The organism is Flavobacterium sp. N3904 (assembly GCF_025947305.1).
Classification (GTDB): domain Bacteria; phylum Bacteroidota; class Bacteroidia; order Flavobacteriales; family Flavobacteriaceae; genus Flavobacterium.
Map to the genome: position 1 here is coordinate 3,385,699 of NZ_CP110009.1, position 16,203 is coordinate 3,401,901.

Genomic DNA, 16,203 nt, shown 5'->3' on the forward strand with positions numbered 1-16,203 from the left:
TGGATGTACTGCTTGTAGACTTTCGTAGTTACGACTTTACTCTTGGTCTTCTCTGGACATTTTTTGTTGTAGATTTAAGGTTAATTCTTCTAAAAATTTTGTCTTACTACTTTTACGGGCTTTGATTTCGGTGTAGGTTTTATAGATGTTATCTAATTTGATGTTGAAAAAATCTTCAAATGATGCTGTTATCGTATTAATATCTGCCGCACCATAATTAATCGCACCATTAGAAAACAAGGCATAAATTAATTCTGTTAAAGCTGTTTTTGGCCCTGTCCATAACAATACTTTGTGTTTTTTTTCTTCAAATATTTCAGAATCATCCACTTTCAGTCTTTTGAGTGCTTGCCGGATGTAATGAATGAATCGGTACATCGCTTTTACTTTTGCCCAAAGCATGTCTTGCGATGTTGAAAATTCCGGAAATTGGTAGTAATCGGTCATGGGGGTAAAGGGAAAATTATCCCGATGGTTTCTGGTAAAAAATTGATGGTCTAGGTAACAATATCCTTGTTCCATATAATGCACAAAATCGGCATTTCTGTAAAAGAATTTATTGATTTTCCGCAATTCTTTCTGAAGAAATTGAACTTTATAGGTTTTACCCGCCTTAGGCATTCTTAGTTCACAGGAACGTACTTCTGTAAAATAAATCAATAAACTCATAGGAACGGGCTTGATGTTTTTGAAAAAATCAATCTCTTCCGGAACAGTGTTAAAATCATTTTTATCCACTATCTCTTTCAAGTTCGTTAATGTTTTATTACACAATACAATTCCATTGCAAGCCTTATTTTGCATCGTTTCGTCTGCCTCTAAAATTTCATTGCAGATAGCATTAAATGATTCAATCGCTTTTTCAAACATTGTTTTCAATATTAGTTATCAATATGCTTTCATTCTTTTACAATTGATTTGTAATCATTTTGCAAAGTATTCATAAGTTCCATTGCATAATTATCTCTTGCCTGAACATAGGCTACTTTTGGAATTATCCGAGCTCCTAATTTTCTTTTTTCAAAGGAAGCAGACACGCCAAAGTCTATTTTTTGAAACTTCAGTGCATTGGCTCTTTTTATGGTTTGAAACAACAATTGCCTGTAGAGTTGGTATTCTTTTGCCCATTTATAATCCATCCCTATTAATTCCGGAACATAGGTGTGATTGTTGTTTTTGTAACAAAACATGATTCCGACAAATGAATTTTCGGAATCTGCTTTCAATGCTAATACTATGAACTCCCAGTTAGGATTTTCGTTCATGTTTTCAAAAATATCTTGAGTATATCGGAATGTATTAATAGCGTAATTATTATCTTTTACATTATTGTAGAGTTGGTATGCTCTTGCTATTTCCGATTTACTTAATTTATCCTTTATTGTAACATCAAAGTACTTCTCATAAGGTTCTATTTCTTTATTGAAATGTTTACGGGAACGAGATGATAGTCCATTTACAAACTCTTCATTAGAATTCCATGTTTGATTTTGCACTACACAGGATTCCGGCATATCTATTTTGAAATAACCCTGGTCCAATATCGTTTTGTTATATTTATTCTCTTCTTCAAAATCCCTTAACACCAACATATCAGCATTTAATATATTGTATTTTTCTTCTATATTATCCAATAAAAGTTTTATTGCTTTTTCGGCTAAAGGATGTTCTTGATTGATGAAACAATGTTTTCCTTCTGTAAATAGCGATCCCATACTGAATACTTTTGAGGTAAGGTATAAAGGATTGGTCTTTCTTATTTCTTCCAAATACTTAGATACCGATTCAGTTGCCAACATATCGTCTTTCCAAAGACCATAGGTAAAAAAGGTCATTAGGATTATATTGCCGGTGCTGTCTTTAATGATGTAATAGTAAAAATCCCATTGATTAGTTGGGTCTGGATGCTGGCTGAATGTTTTTTCTAAATAAAGCATTCCTTCCCAATCGAAAATATTTTGTTTCCCCATATATTGGTTCCATTCTGATTTTTCTATCTCCTGTATCGTATTTTTTTCTTCGATAAAAAGCTCCTGCTCTTTTGATTCTGAAATCTTTACAGTTTTTCTGCTCTCTATTCCAAAAGCCTGTTTGATTTTGTTTTCGGTATTATTTGTTTCTTCCAAAGCTTTGGGGAAGTGATATTCCATCGCTTCGGCTAAGGCAGTAATGTCCTGTTGTTGGTTGTGACTGGATAACGTTATTCTTATTCCCGTATTCTTGATTGGTACAGCGGGATAAATTCCTAAATTCAGAAAAAAACCTTCCTTGAATAATCGTTGAACAAAATTATAAGCCGTTGCGGGTGTACCCATTCCCAAAAAGAAAACTGGTGAATCATTTTTTGAAATTATTGGAAGGTCTCCCTTTGATAACAATTGGTTAAAATAGCCGATTTTATCAGCTAAGCCTTTTTGTTTCAATCCAATTTCAGGAGATAAATGGATGTCTGCAGAGGCGATTGCAGCTGCTACGGATGCAGGTTCTAACTGAGCAGAAAAGGTTAACGGTCCACCGAAATTTTTAATTTTTTCTCGCAGTTTTTGATTCTTGCAAAACACTGTTGCTCCGCTGGCTCCAAAGGTTTTACTTAGTGTGCTGACAATAATGCAATTTTCAGGTAGTTCATTGATAGCCTCAAAAATAAAGCCAGTTCCGTTTTTGCCTTTCCAACTCATCCCATGAACATCGTCAAAATAAAGGTTCAGTTGTGCATATTTTTGAGTCAAAGCCAATAATTCCGGAATTGGTGCATAATCACCGAACATGGAATATACACCATCAGCCATGTACCAAATTTTGTTGCATTTGGAGCTTAGTTGTTTAATTTTATCCTCCAACATGTCCAAATTACTATGTCTAATCATTTCAACTGGAATTCCTCGCAGTTTTAAAAGTTGACACGCATTTTGAACACTCCAGTGTACTTGATGGTCCATTATTACAGCATCTTCGTCTCTAATAAGTGTTGGGATAACTGCTAAATGCCCTAACGTGCTGTTCTTGGTTATAATGGGTGGAATACCATACATTTTTTCGATTTTACGCTCTAGTTCGCTGTATAGTGGATGTGAAATATAGGATTTTGAAAGGGGGAATTGCGTACCATAATTATGTATGGCAGCTATTGCTGCCTCTTTCAATCGTATATCTTGCTCGAGTCCCAAATACCCTGTTGTCCCAAAATGAAACATTCCTTTTCCCTTAATCTGGATTGTCCTGCCTGTTAAAACTTGGTCTTCTGCATATAAATGCAAAACACCTTCCTTTTTTGCCCCAGATAAAACCTCATCTACTGTATCGATGAAGTTGTTGTGTTTAATTTTTGCCATTTTATTGTTGTTTTAATCGTTGGTGAAAAATAGATTTATAAAAGTCATTATAAAAAATGAAAGTTATTTCATCTACTTCTTTAATACTCCCAAATTGACAAGTCATATTCCCGAATTGACAACAAATACTACAAAAAGCAACAAATAATCCCAAATCGACAACTGCACTATTAATAAATGTTTATATTTTTGTTAAATTATAACACTTTAATTCATAGAACATGATTGCAGCACATGATTTTTATGAGAATGACTATGCCCGGTTTTGGATTACCGATGGCATTCTCTTTTGTGAATATAAACCCAATACTACTATTGATCTGAAGGTAGCACAGTGTGTTGTATCCGATAGAATTGATTTTCAAAATGAAAGGTCTTACCCTATTTTGTGTGATATTCGAGGTATCGTTGCCACTGAGAAAGCTGGAAGAGATCATTTGGCACAATCGGGCTCCATATTGACACAAGCAGTAGCACTTATTGTACACGAAAAAATTTCATTAATTATTAGTACTTTTTATGTAGAGATAAGTAAACCTTCTGTACCTACACAAATTTTCACAACAGAAGACGAGGCTTTGCTTTATCTGAAAGTGTTTGTTTAAAATTTAGTTTATAGAAAGAGAAATTAAGAGTTGAACCTTATGAAAAAAGTATACAACGAAGAGCGTATTGTTACCATTCATCAAATGTTATTTGAGATGGCACGTGGTAATTTTAACAGTCGCATTCCCTTAAGTTCCAATGATGAAGAATTGGAAACGCTAGTTGTTTTAATTAATATGGTTGCGGAAGAAATGAAAGAGTCGATTTTTAATGTCGGCTATGTTAATGCCCATAAGACGCTTCAATTTATAGCTCAAAGTGCATTTGTTTTGGATGCCTCTTTTTTTATCAAAAGTTTTACTCCAGAAGTCACTTCCTTTTTAGGTTATTCGGAATCGGAGTTGATCAATTTGCCTTTATCAGGCATTATTACTGCAGCTTCTTTTGAACAACTTTACGACGAACTCGATGTAAATGTTTCATTGCCTACAACTATTGCATTGGATTTTACACCCAAAGAACATTTACCTGTTTCTGTTTCATGTACTATTGGAAAGTTAGTTAATAGTTCGGAAATCATATTAAATCTTGTTACTCCTACACGTCAAGATTCCTACAGGCCTTTAGCATACGAAAATGAAAACGAAAAACATAATAAAACCCGAAAGGCAGACGCCCTTTTGATTCAGAAACTTTATGACTATATATTAGCACATCTTGAAGAACCGTTGCCGTCTTTAAAAGTGCTTTCATCTGAATTTGGCACTAATGAACATAAATTAAAAGATGGATTCCGTCATTTTTTTAAGACCAGTATTTACCAGTTTTATAATGAGGAGCGTTTGAAAAGAGCTTATTTTATGATTGAGCATACAGGAATTCCTTTAAAGAATATTTCGGCCATGAATGGTTTTAACAATTATCCCAATTTTTCAAAATCCTTTAAAAAAAGATTTGGTTTTTCACCGTACGAATTGAAGCGCAATGAAACTGGTATAACATCTCTATTAGAAGATTAAATTTTAGTCTTTAAATTATAATCCGTTTTGGTTAAATTTTGCTCCCAATAAGACAAGTGTTTTGGTTTTTGAATTCAGAATTTTGCTTTGTAGAACTGAAATCTATAAAGCTATGAGATTGAATATCAAAATACAAAACCTGTTTATAGAGTGTACTGGTTTAATCTACATTATACTTTTTGTTTATGCAGCAGGTAGCAAAATATTAGATTTTCAAAACTTCCAGGCCCAGTTAGGACAATCCCCACTTTTAAGTCCATTTGCCGATTTAGTTTCTTATATCGTAATTTGTATCGAACTGATTATTGCTGTTTTATTGAGTATTCCCAGACTTAGATATTTTGCTTTATGGGCAGCAGTAGCCTTGATGGGTATGTTCACCACTTATATTGTCATCATACTCCATTTCAGTTATTTTGTTCCTTGTTCGTGTGGTGGCATCCTGGAGAAACTAGGATGGAAAGAACATCTGATTTTTAACATAGCGTTTTTGCTTTTGGCTATAGTCGCTATTCTAATGCAATCCTTCAGCAAACGTACTCTTGTTCGGCTATCGATTTTAGTTTTAGGAAGTGTTTTGGTCATTACAGCATTGTTTCTTTTTTCGGAAGACATCATGCAAAAAGAAAACCCTTTTATCAGACGATTTCCTCAAGCAACGGCGGCCAAAGTGGCAAGTATTGATTTGAGAAATTTATCGTACTACGTTGCCGGTACCGACAAAAACAAAATCTATTTAGCCAATCGTCTGGCTCCTCTTGAGGTTCTTGAAATAGATTCCAATTTAAAAAACAAAAAGAAATACACCATAGAGCTGGATCGTGAGAATTTCAATTTTAAGGCAGTAGAGATCCAGGTCTGCCCACCTTATTTCTATGTCACTGATGGAACGGTACCAGTCATTTACAGAGGTTTGATTTCCGAATGGAAAGCGTCAGTTATCATGGTGAATACATTTTATTTTTCAGACATTGTTTTCATCAATCCGGAGCACTGGGCTTTTCGGACGCAAAAATCGGATACCAAAGAAAACATCATCGGAATCGCCACCAGCTATGACAGTTTAAAAATCAAATACAGCCCACGGGTATTGCAAAAGCAAATGGACGGAATTTTTGACACCGATGGGACACTGCAATATAGCGCAACACTGCACAAATTAATTTACACCTACTATTACCGCAACCAATACAGTATTACCGACGAAAATCTTACCGTCGAGCACCGTGCCAATACCATTGATACCACGACCAAAGCAAAACTGAAGATTGTCAAAATAAAGCAATCGGGGGATATCAAATTGGCGGCACCACCGTATATGGTCAATCGTCATACAACAGTGCGGGGCAACTTACTTTTTGTCAATTCACAGTTAAGGGGCAAATATGAAGAGATTGATGTCTGGAAGTATGCCGCTGTAGTAGACGTTTATGATCTGTCAAAACGAATTTATCTTTTAAGCTTTTACGTGTATGATGAAGAAGCAGGGCGAATGAAAAACTTTTTCGCTGCCGACTCTGCCCTGTATGTCATTTCGGGGCACTATTTACTCAAATACGGTTACGGAAAAAGAATTCAGTCCAAAATTAAAGAACACAAACAATAACAAAAAGAGATACCGGCCGGTAACAGGAGTAACGATCGAAAACCTGTAGAAAAGAGTAGATCAAATTCTATTAATTTAAATTTTAGCATTATGAAAACAAGCATTTTAAGAGCGTTTGTGTTGCCTATGGCAGCATTTGCTCTAGCAAGTGCAGGTGCTGTAAGTACCAACACTTCAAATGTAAGCAAAGCCGATGTTTTGATTCCGGCTTTTATTCACAGTCCGACAGCGAACGACTGTCTGAAAGTTCCTGATGTGAATTGTAGCCCAGGTGCGGGACCCGCCTGTCTTAGCAGTGGCGTTACAGCTTATGGCGGAAGCCAAACCTCCTGTAACCAACAATTGCACCGCAATTAGGACCATCATTTTTCAATGAAAGGTAATGCAGTTTCTTTTTACGAAACTGCATTATTTTTTTTGCTTATTCCTTATTCTGCTGAAGTTTCTTTTGATATTGCTTTGGATTCAGCTTCCCCTTTCAGCCAATAATCAAACCATGCCATCATCCGTCTGCTGAGATCCTTTTGATTGTCCGCATTCTCCATTGAATGGTCTTCGTCAGGATAAATCAACATCTCGGTGGCAACCCCCAATTTTCGGAGTGCCAGATAATAGCTTATGCTTTGATTCCAGGGAATGATCCTATCATTTTTGCCTGCCCACAGCAGCAGGGGTGTTCTCACGTTTTCGGCATGCATAATCGGAGAGTTGCTGACGTAGGCTTCTTTGTCTTCATACAGTGATTTTCCGATGCGGAACTGCTGGTTTTCAAATCGCCACATATCGGTCTGAAAACTGCCATTCCTGCTGATATTAAAGTAATAGGAAATAATGTCACTCACTCCGGCTCCGGAAACGGCGGCTGCAAAAATGTTGGTCTGTGATAGAATAAAATTGGTTTCATACCCGCCGAAAGAATGCCCATACAGCCCTATTCTGTGTTTGTCCACCACACCCTTTTCGACAACGGCATGGACTCCGGCAGTTACACAAGCAACGGCCGAGCTTCCCGGATTGCCCATCTGATAAATGATATCGGGCAGCAATACCAAATAACCATTTAGCGTATAATTAGTGACATTAAAACCTTCGGGATTCAGCAAACTGGGATTGACATACTGGTACAGTTCATCGGACATCACATCATAGATGTGCACCACCATCGGGTATTTTTTTTCGGGATCATAATCGGAGGGATAAAACAGTGCTGCCTTTAATTTTTGCCCTTTGGCATTGCTGTAATAAAGCAATTCCGATTTCCCATAGGAATACCCCTTTTGCTTGCTGTTTGACTCAAACAGGACTTTGGAAACGGTCCCGTTCTTTTTCCGGAACTCCAGTCGTGGCGGCTGGTTAAAAGTTTGATTCCTGAAAATATAATTGCTGTTTTTGCTCTTTCGGATTTCATCGATTTTACTGGGGCCGTATACCAGCGGTTTTGCTCCCGTATGACTGTTGTAAATAAAATAGCCTGTTGACCAATCGTTAGTGTTTGTTGCTTCAAGCAGCAGGTCTTTTGAAAGGTTAAAAATGGTGGGTTTCCTTCCGTCAAAGTTGCCCTGCGATCGCCAGTCGTATTCCATGGGAGCGATCCTGTACACCACATTATTCTCCCGGCCCCTGGTCAGTCGGGTGCATTGTGAACCGTCGGTGGCCACCAGCCAGATATCATGGGCATCATACAATAAAACATTCCTGCCGTCACAGCTCCAGCCCGGATTGCCATAGGCTCCAAATTGGTGGGGAGCATCGGCCGTACTGCTATTGTCCCAGCGGGTGGTTGCAGTTTTAGTTAGGTTGGTATGTGTTTTTGCTTCTGGATCATAGAGCCACCAATTGCTCTCACGGTAGTAGAGTATTTTATTGCTGTACGGGTCAAATCCCATTTGGTTCAAATCAACAGTTTGCTTTTTCAGCAGCAGCTCTTTGGATCCGTCTTTTAGACGGGTCAGATAAAAATCGGCTTCCTCATAATATTTGGATTGCAGGCCATAGGCAAAGGTATTGTACGATAGTGCATAGTCCTGTTGCCCACTCAGCATCATTTGTGGCAAATCATCATTGTTGATTTGGAAACACGAGTTAATTTCAGGATACCACACCACCACTTTGGGGATGTCCCCCTCGGCCTGCTGCCGCTGCCGGTCTATGTACAGCCATCTGTCGGTACCTTTCCAGATTTCAGGTGTATTTGGATTTTTTATGGCCTCCTTCTTTTTGGTCACCCTAAAGAATACTTTTGTCCCGTCATCCGAAATAACAAATGGGATTCTTTTGAAAATTTCCATGGTCTTTGCTTCCACTTTGGCAGCATAGTCCAGAGAGAATACCTTTTTGTCGGCCATTCGGTAATAATTCACTACTGTAGCATTCGATACGGAATCTGTTTCCTTTAGGAAAGCCATCGCTTTGGATCCTTTATCCCACGTCAGGTTAAAAAAACGGGTATTGGTTGCCGTTGACACCAGCTTGCGCGAATACGGTGTAAAATGGATAATCCCCACTTCATGATGTCCCGACTGACTGCTGGCATACACCAGCGCCTCGCTGTTGGCATCCAAAACATATTCGGTGACCCCTGCTATGCTGTCAATGACGGTCCCGTTTGAATTCCGAACCTTCATCCCGCTTTTTTGTCCATATCCCTTATCGAAGGTGACAATATACTGCCCATCCTTTGCCAGTGCATACCGCCTGACCTGATGGTATACCGAAATTTTGCCTTTCCGCAGCTGCAGCACCTTCAATTGCGATTCCGGGGCTAGAAAAGCAAAGAGTTGCTCTCCCCCAAACTGCCCGTCAATCCCTTTTGGGAAAGCATAGCTTTTGCTTTGATCGGTCCGCTGCACAAATAGGGTATCGCTGTGGTTTTCATAGCGCATCGCATAACTCGCCCATTTTCCGTCGTCGGAAAGGGCGTTTACCTCCAGTGTTCCCCACCTCTGGTAATCATCCTCCGTTACTGGCTTCTTTTGTTGTGCCTGCCCAACATAAGGGCAGGACAGCAACAATAAAAGAAATGCCAACACCAGGCTCGAACATTCGAAGTCCATTTTTATTTTGAATAGCATCATAGCGTTTGGCATTAATTAATAGCCCGGATTTTGCGGATTCAAATTCGGATTGGAATTCAGTTCGAGCGCAGGCAAAGGCCATAGGGCATCGGTGGTATTCCATCCCACTTTGGATGTGGATAAAGTTTGATCCAGTTTTCCAGTTCGTTTCAAATCAAAAAAACGTTGCCCAAATTCAGTAAACAGTTCAAAGCGTCTTTGCTCCAGAATATCCGCTACAATCTCCACTTCAGTCACAGCGGTGGTTGGGGCAAGCCCGGCCGTGGTGCGAATCAGGTTCAGATCTTCCTTGGCACCGATCAGCTCGCCCTGATACGCCCTGGCTTCGGCGCGGATCAGGTATTGCTCCGCCAACCTCAACACTATGGAATATTCAACCGAACTTACAGTGGGATACTGCTCTTTGTATTTGGAGGCATGGTACCAGATCGAAACTCCGTCGGTCACTTCGGTGACCCAATGGGCTTTTCTCTGGTCACCCGCTTCAAAGGCATGCACCAATTCGGGTTGGAGTCCCACTATGTTGGGTGGCCCCGAAATAAAAATGTACAGGCTTCCCTCAATTGTATTACTGTCGGGAGTGTTGGGCATAAATTGCCAGATCGTGGTACTGCTGTCCTTAAGGAATATTTTATCCAGATCGCTCTCCCAGACATACAGTGGGTTATTGATCACGGCCGAAGCGGCATTAGAGGCTTCCGCATACAAGCCCATATACAGGTAAACGCGTGCCAACAGAGCACTGGCCGTACTGCGGTTGGGACGGATGCGTCCGGGCGCAACGTAATCTTCCGCCAGCAATCCAACCGCTTTGTTCAGGTCCGTTACAATCAGCCCATACACTTCGTTGACTGGCAGTCGGGTGACTTTGCTGTTCTGCGTGTAATCCGTCGTGGTGATATACGGTACGGCGCCATAGAGATTCACCAGATAAAAATGAAGCAAGGCCCTAACAAAAAGGGCTTCCCCCTGGAACTGATTTTTGTCCGCTGCCGCGATGGCAGTCGAATTTTCCAAACCCTCCATCACCGCATTGGCACTATAGATCTGGTTGTAGCTTTTGTTCCAGATATCGCCGACCCCCGATTCCCCGGCAAACAGCGAATTGGTATAAAAATAACTGGGGGAATAGGGATAGTAATAATCCAGTTCATCGGCGTAGAGTCCCAGACTGCACGAACCGCCGCTAGAACTGCCGTTCAGCACACCCCCATCCCTCATTTTGGCATACAGCCCCGCCATCGCGGCATTGACCGTTCCGGTATCTTCAAATACAGTCTGGGCGGTCAATTGCGAGGCGGGAAGGTCCACTTCGACAAAACTGTCACAGCTCCCCAGTGTCAAACAAAGGGCAAGCAGCAAGCGATTAGGGGTAGTCAAAGCTTTGGCACTTTTGCCAAGCCGCTTTTTAAAAACAGTACGTATCTTTATCATAACTATAGGTATTAAGGTTAAAAAGTAAGTGTTACCCCTGCCGTGACTACTTTTAGCGGAGGCAGGTAGGCAGTGTATTTAAATTCGGGATCACCTCCCTTATAGGGCGTGAAGGTCAGTAGGTTCTGCCCTAGTAGCGATAGCCTGCAATGCACCCCTTTGCTTGTTGGCAACGGCACATCATAACTCAACGCAATGTTTTTCAGGCGTATAAACGACGCATCCACAATGGATTCATTACTGTCCAGATAATTATAGTAGGCATTGACGGCCTCCCCATTCTCGCCCGACGTATTCATCTGATACGGAACCTGATCCCCCGGCTGCTGCCAGGCATGAACCATATCAGTATGCTGGTTGAAATTGCTGCCCCCCGGAACACTCGGATTGTAATCATAATTCTGTTGCTTGACAAACTGGAACAAAAAATCCAACTGCCAGTTGTGGTACTGCAGCTGATTTTGCAGGCCACCAAAATACTGCGGACTAAGATCTACAACCGTTTTTTTGTCATCCGCTGCCGTAATCATTCCGTCCCTATTGACGTCCTCCACCTCATAGAGTCCCGTTTGCGGGTTCACGCCATTGAACTGATACACCTTGACAATGCTGGTCGATTCCCCAATCACGTATTTGTTGGCATACGTTGAGCCCTCGAGTCCGGGAAAGGAAAGCAGCTTGTTCTCCAAAAAGGAGATATTGAAATTGGTGGACCATTTAAAACGATCGGTTTCTATGTTTAAAGTCCGCAGCGTAAATTCAAAACCCGAATTTTGCACCGTGGCATTCAGGTTGGCGTTGATCGAACTGAATCCTGTCGTCCCCGGCAGCGGGATCCCCACCAGCTGGTTGGAGGACCGGTTGCGGTACCACGCAGCAGTCAGGAAAATACGATCGGCAAAGAAACCCATATCGAGCGCGGCTTCGAGTTTTTGATTGGTTTCCCAACTGAAATCCGGATTGTACAGCCGTGTGGGGTCTACCCCAATCACGCCATTGTAGTTCAGTCCCGAAGAGGAATAGGTATCCATATATTGGTAATCGCCAATCTGGTCGTTGCCCGAACCCCCGTAACTGACCCGCAGTTTCCCAAAGCTCAAAAGCGTGCTTTCTTTCAGGAAATTTTCTCTGGAGAATAGCCATGCCGTACCAATAGCCCCAAAAGTGGCAAATTGTTTTCCGGGACCAAAACGGCTCGAACCGTCCCTCCTGCCGGTGAGATTGACGATGTATTTTTGGTTCAAGCTGTAATTAAGTCTCCCAAAAAAGGCTTGGTATTTATAGACCGTTTCATCGCTGGCAAAAATGGATTTCTGCGTGGCCGATGCCAGATCGGTAATCTGGCTGTTGCTGGCAAATCCCCTTCCAAACTGATAGAGTCGTGAGGTCGTTTGCTGTTGCGCTGTTGCACCCAGCAGGATATCAATTTTGCTGTTTTCAAAATCACGGTACCAGCGCAGCTGCGGTTCCACAATCCAGGATTGCCTTCCTGTCGTGTTCGCATACATCGCCGAGCGGTCACTGCCCAGATGATAGGCGGGATCGTACATGGTCGAAGGCAGCAAACGCTGTTCTGCATTGTTCAGGTCGGTAAGTCCTAGATTGGCCTTCAGCTCCCATTCAGGGGCAATCTGATAACTCAGCACGGTATTGGCGACCAGGTCATTGGTTTTGGCCGTGGTGATGCCGCGCAGTGCCGCCAGCGGATTCTGAAAGGTGCTGTTCTCAAAATTCAGGTTGCCATCGGCATCATATAGCGCGGGTGCATTGGGCGCCAGATTCCGCGCCGTACGGCTCACGTCCTCCTGTGGCTGTAAATTGTTTTGGGTGGTATACCCAGTCGAGAACGTAAGCTTAAACTTCTTGTCGGCAGTGCTGTGGTTCATGCTGAAACGCACCGTGGCCTTGTCGTACTTGAAATCCCCCGGCACTACCGTGGTTTCTGTATAGTAATTGCCACTTAATAGGTATTGGGTCAAATCCGACCCACCCGATACCGATGCCTGAGCATTGGTAATCACGGCAGTGCCGCCCAGCAGTTCCTGCTGCCAGTCGGTGTATCGGTTGGGGTCCCACGTCCCGTTGATGTCGTACGCCCAGTCAGGATAGGCCGTAACACCGTCATTGGCATAACCCTGTCTTCGCATCTCCAGATACTGCTGTGTATCCATCAGGTCGATCATTTTGGTGACTTTCCCAAACCCCGAAGAGGCCATAACCGTCACCGTGGTTTTTCCCGCCTTGCCTTTTTTGGTGGTCAGCAACACCACGCCATTGGCACCACGAGAGCCATAAATAGCGGTGGCATCGGCATCCTTGAGCACCTCGATACTTTCGATATCATTGGGATTGATGCTGTTCAGCGGACTTGTTGGCGTGGGCATCCCGTTGTTGGTATCACTGTATCCGATGGTTTCCGACGAAAAGGGCACCCCGTCAATAATATACAGCGGTTCGTTTCCTTCTGTCCGCAGGCTGTTCATCCCGCGTATGTTGACCTGAAAACCACTTCCAGGCGTTCCCGCATCCTGGGTGACGCTGACGCCCGCCATTCGTCCCTGCATCGTGGCTAGTATATTGGTCACGGGTTGTTTGTCGATATCTTTTGAAGTAATTTTGGAGATACTACCAGTACGCTCGCTGTTTTTTACCGAGTAGTAACCCGCATTGATCTTGACCTCCTGCAGTTTGGTGGTATTCTCCTGCAGGCTGATGTTGATGGTGCTTCGCCCCTGCACATACACCGTTTGGGTCCGGTATCCCATATAGGTAAAAACTAAAATAGCATCGGGCATTGCAGCAAACGAGTAATGACCACTATAATCCGACACAGCCGCAGTACCCGATTTTCCTTGTCTCGAAATGCTTACGCCGGCCAAAGGACTGTTACCATCGGTGACAACACCTTGTATTTGATGTTGTTGGGTTGTGGCAATGGGTATCCGAAGAAGATTTTTGGCTGTAACAGGTAAAAAAGACAGCATCGCTCCCATAAAAAACAAGAAACAAAAAGCCTTTCCACCCCTGGATAATGAAAAATTATTCATAATATTGGGTTGGTTAAGTGAAACGTTAGTTTTATTAGCTACGGTCCTCTATTCGTCCGCCAAGAAGAGTTAGAGGGCCATTTTTTTGTTAGTCAAAAGACTTAAGTCTTAAAGTCGAAAGTTTGATGGATGACTGAAAGAGTGGATGCAATTTTTTTATTTCATAGGCATTTTATTTAAAGGTTTATTAAATAGGAAAGCCAACTGCCGTTGCCTGTTGCAGCCAGACGGTGGCAGTGCCTTTCCCGACTAATTCAGTAAGCTAATTGTATTGCGAAACTTAAAAAGAAGCGTTGCTAAGAATAAAAGCTGGAGTTTTTACCTAAAATAAAAGGCATAAAAAAATGGCATGGGACTCAGCTTATTGACTTTGAGGTACTGGTATACCCTGCAACAATAAGTGAGCCCACGCCATAGGACGTGAGCATCTTACTTATTATCTCGTTGCAAAAATTACCAGTTTTCAAAGTCGAGATTCTAAGCGAATGCTTCAATATTTTGATATGAAGAATCGCAAATTTAATATTATTTGATAGTAATATCATGACAAATATATAAAAAATAAGAACATACATGTTGTTGTGTTGTTATTTTTTTCTGTGTCAATTTGAAATTGTTATGAAAGAGATAAAAAATAATGAATTATTGGCAGCAATGCGAAAGGTTTTTAAAGAACTGAGAGCTGAAACTAATTTATCACAGGGTGCAGTTGTTGCTGATATTTTTGATGCAAAGAATATAACAATTAATATGGCACGAATAGAAACTGGAGACGGAGATATTTCATCAAGTACAATATTTCTATTATGTGAATATTATAAAATAAGTATTTCAATTTTTTTTAAAAGAGTTGAAGAATTTGACAAAAAATTAAAAATAAATGACCAAAAATAAGATTTGACCTAAATCCAATACCACCCAAAAGATGCTGTAAAGCATCTTTTTTTGTTTTATAACAATTTTAAAATACTTATCAAATCGGGATTAAAAGTTGTCAATTCGGGAGTAATTGATTTAATGATAAAAGTGCAACTTTCTAGACGTTCTATATTTGAGGTATGGAATGGTATGAAATCATAGGGTTTGCTCTGTTGTGGCTTGTTGGACTTTACCTTAGAGGGAAGTTTTATGAGCGATTGAGGAATCGGTATTATAATGGGAGTTGGAGGAAAAGGAAATAGGGAGATTCTGTATGCATTTTTTAAATAAAATTCTTTTTTGTTTATTTAAATTTAAAAAAACACTGTAATAGTTTAGTATGTAATTCGCGAATTACACACTAAACTATTTTTTTGGGGACAGAAATTAATCGTGAAGAGCTTAATACTACCTAATCTACGAATTAATTTGAAGTGTTCAATTCCGGAATTGAACACTATATCATGCGATGTAAATCTAACATGATTCTTATTTTGAGTTTAAATCTATAGTGCTTAATCACTTTGTCTACTACAAATTATTTCTTTTTCTAAAAATCAATAAATTTCTTGTTTCAACTAGCTTTAAAAAACCAAAATTAACTAAAAAAGCATAAATTATAGGAAAATAAATATAATAGTCATGCAAATATCACCAAAAGTGGGTATTGTATGTTTAAATAAAATGTAGCAATTTAGCAAAAATATTTTGTTATAAAAATGTTAAAAACAAAAATTATCACAAATCATTATTCTTAATAACTTTACTAAAAATGAATAAATACTTTACTTTATTATTATTCTTATGCGGGATTTGGTGTCATTCCCAACAGTTATCATTTGGCTACGATAATGCAGGAAATCAAAAGAGCCGCAGTCTTTGTATAATAGGATGCATAGGTAAAAAAAGTGATGTTAAGCCTAAAGAGATAGAAGCGTTAGTTCCTGATGATTTGCAAAAATTCTTTCCTGAAGATGATATTTCTTATTATCCCAATCCAGTGCGAGAAGAGTTATACTTAAAATGGGAACTTGTCGATGGTAACCATGTCAAAGTTTTGCAAGTTTATAATTTTAATGGTCAGTTGTTAAGATCCTATTCACAATCAGATCAAAATAACTCACAAACAATTCCTTTTCAAATATACCCTGTAGGAGCCTACCTTATTGTTTTAGAATATAGTAGTGGAGATCAAAAAACTATTAAAATCATCAAACAATAATTTAG

11 protein-coding genes are annotated in these 16,203 nt (G+C 40.3%); 6 read left to right on the forward strand and 5 right to left on the reverse strand.

From position 1 onward, the window contains the following. Positions 1 to 36: 36 nt before the first annotated feature. Together OLM57_RS14400 and OLM57_RS14405 are read right to left on the reverse strand one after the other, a co-directional pair. The gene (locus OLM57_RS14400; RefSeq protein ID WP_264564383.1) at positions 37 to 870 is read right to left on the reverse strand and encodes an RteC domain-containing protein; all 834 of its coding nucleotides are present in this window, start codon (positions 868 to 870) and stop codon (positions 37 to 39) included. 29 nt (positions 871 to 899) lie between these two features. Beyond that, positions 900 to 3,332: a bifunctional aminotransferase class I/II-fold pyridoxal phosphate-dependent enzyme/GNAT family N-acetyltransferase gene (locus OLM57_RS14405; RefSeq protein WP_264564384.1), complete on the reverse strand. Its 2,433-nt coding sequence runs from the start codon at positions 3,330 to 3,332 to the stop codon at positions 900 to 902. 221 nt (positions 3,333 to 3,553) lie between these two features. Here OLM57_RS14405 and OLM57_RS14410 point away from each other — a divergent pair, with 221 nt between their 5' ends. The 4 genes from OLM57_RS14410 to OLM57_RS14425 all read left to right on the forward strand — a co-directional run bounded on the left by OLM57_RS14410 (position 3,554) and on the right by OLM57_RS14425 (position 6,860). Further along, entirely contained in the window at positions 3,554 to 3,937 is a 384-nt protein-coding gene (locus OLM57_RS14410; protein ID WP_264564385.1) for a hypothetical protein, read from the forward strand. 39 nt (positions 3,938 to 3,976) lie between these two features. Then, the gene (locus OLM57_RS14415) at positions 3,977 to 4,897 is read left to right on the forward strand and encodes a helix-turn-helix domain-containing protein (protein WP_264564386.1); all 921 of its coding nucleotides are present in this window, start codon (positions 3,977 to 3,979) and stop codon (positions 4,895 to 4,897) included. Between the two features lie 112 nt (positions 4,898 to 5,009). Then, positions 5,010 to 6,503 carry a DoxX family protein gene (locus OLM57_RS14420; protein WP_264564387.1) on the forward strand — a complete coding sequence of 498 codons (1,494 nt, stop codon included), beginning with the start codon at positions 5,010 to 5,012 and terminating at the stop codon, positions 6,501 to 6,503. Between the two features lie 90 nt (positions 6,504 to 6,593). Next, complete coding sequence (locus OLM57_RS14425) at positions 6,594 to 6,860, forward strand: DUF6520 family protein (RefSeq protein WP_264564388.1); 267 nt, start codon at positions 6,594 to 6,596, stop codon at positions 6,858 to 6,860. Positions 6,861 to 6,931: 71 nt separating this feature from the next. On the opposite strand, the gene OLM57_RS14430 is transcribed toward OLM57_RS14425, so the two are convergent. From OLM57_RS14430 to OLM57_RS14440, 3 genes are read right to left on the reverse strand one after another with little or no spacing between them, the layout of a single operon-like run. Continuing rightward, positions 6,932 to 9,577 carry an alpha/beta hydrolase family protein gene (locus OLM57_RS14430; RefSeq protein ID WP_264564389.1) on the reverse strand — a complete coding sequence of 882 codons (2,646 nt, stop codon included), beginning with the start codon at positions 9,575 to 9,577 and terminating at the stop codon, positions 6,932 to 6,934. Positions 9,578 to 9,592: 15 nt separating this feature from the next. Next, positions 9,593 to 11,011, reverse strand: a complete 1,419-nt coding sequence (locus OLM57_RS14435) for a RagB/SusD family nutrient uptake outer membrane protein (protein WP_264564390.1) — start codon at positions 11,009 to 11,011, stop codon at positions 9,593 to 9,595. 17 nt (positions 11,012 to 11,028) lie between these two features. Beyond that, a complete protein-coding gene (locus tag OLM57_RS14440; RefSeq protein WP_264564391.1) occupies positions 11,029 to 14,058 on the reverse strand; it encodes a SusC/RagA family TonB-linked outer membrane protein in 3,030 nt (1,009 codons plus the stop codon). A 618-nt stretch (positions 14,059 to 14,676) separates the two neighbouring features. Between OLM57_RS14440 and OLM57_RS14445 the strand changes: the two genes are divergently transcribed. After that, on the forward strand, positions 14,677 to 14,952 hold the full coding sequence (locus OLM57_RS14445; RefSeq protein WP_264564392.1) for a helix-turn-helix domain-containing protein: 276 nt from the start codon (positions 14,677 to 14,679) through the stop codon (positions 14,950 to 14,952). Positions 14,953 to 15,748: 796 nt separating this feature from the next. Continuing rightward, the gene (locus OLM57_RS14450) at positions 15,749 to 16,198 is read left to right on the forward strand and encodes a T9SS type A sorting domain-containing protein (RefSeq protein WP_264564393.1); all 450 of its coding nucleotides are present in this window, start codon (positions 15,749 to 15,751) and stop codon (positions 16,196 to 16,198) included. The last annotated feature ends 5 nt before the right edge of the window (positions 16,199 to 16,203 follow it).

What these genes read in the sequence shown, in the direction of transcription:
- OLM57_RS14450 (WP_264564393.1), top strand. Translation starts at nt 15,749, where the DNA reads ATGAATAAATACTTTACTTTATTATTATTCTTATGCGGGATTTGGTGT.
- OLM57_RS14440 (WP_264564391.1), bottom strand. Translation starts at nt 14,058, where the DNA reads ATGAATAATTTTTCATTATCCAGGGGTGGAAAGGCTTTTTGTTTCTTG.
- OLM57_RS14405 (WP_264564384.1), bottom strand. Translation starts at nt 3,332, where the DNA reads ATGGCAAAAATTAAACACAACAACTTCATCGATACAGTAGATGAGGTT.
- OLM57_RS14410 (WP_264564385.1), top strand. Translation starts at nt 3,554, where the DNA reads ATGATTGCAGCACATGATTTTTATGAGAATGACTATGCCCGGTTTTGG.
- OLM57_RS14430 (WP_264564389.1), bottom strand. Translation starts at nt 9,577, where the DNA reads ATGATGCTATTCAAAATAAAAATGGACTTCGAATGTTCGAGCCTGGTG.
- OLM57_RS14400 (WP_264564383.1), bottom strand. Translation starts at nt 870, where the DNA reads ATGTTTGAAAAAGCGATTGAATCATTTAATGCTATCTGCAATGAAATT.
- OLM57_RS14420 (WP_264564387.1), top strand. Translation starts at nt 5,010, where the DNA reads ATGAGATTGAATATCAAAATACAAAACCTGTTTATAGAGTGTACTGGT.
- OLM57_RS14415 (WP_264564386.1), top strand. Translation starts at nt 3,977, where the DNA reads ATGAAAAAAGTATACAACGAAGAGCGTATTGTTACCATTCATCAAATG.
- OLM57_RS14425 (WP_264564388.1), top strand. Translation starts at nt 6,594, where the DNA reads ATGAAAACAAGCATTTTAAGAGCGTTTGTGTTGCCTATGGCAGCATTT.
- OLM57_RS14445 (WP_264564392.1), top strand. Translation starts at nt 14,677, where the DNA reads ATGAAAGAGATAAAAAATAATGAATTATTGGCAGCAATGCGAAAGGTT.
- OLM57_RS14435 (WP_264564390.1), bottom strand. Translation starts at nt 11,011, where the DNA reads ATGATAAAGATACGTACTGTTTTTAAAAAGCGGCTTGGCAAAAGTGCC.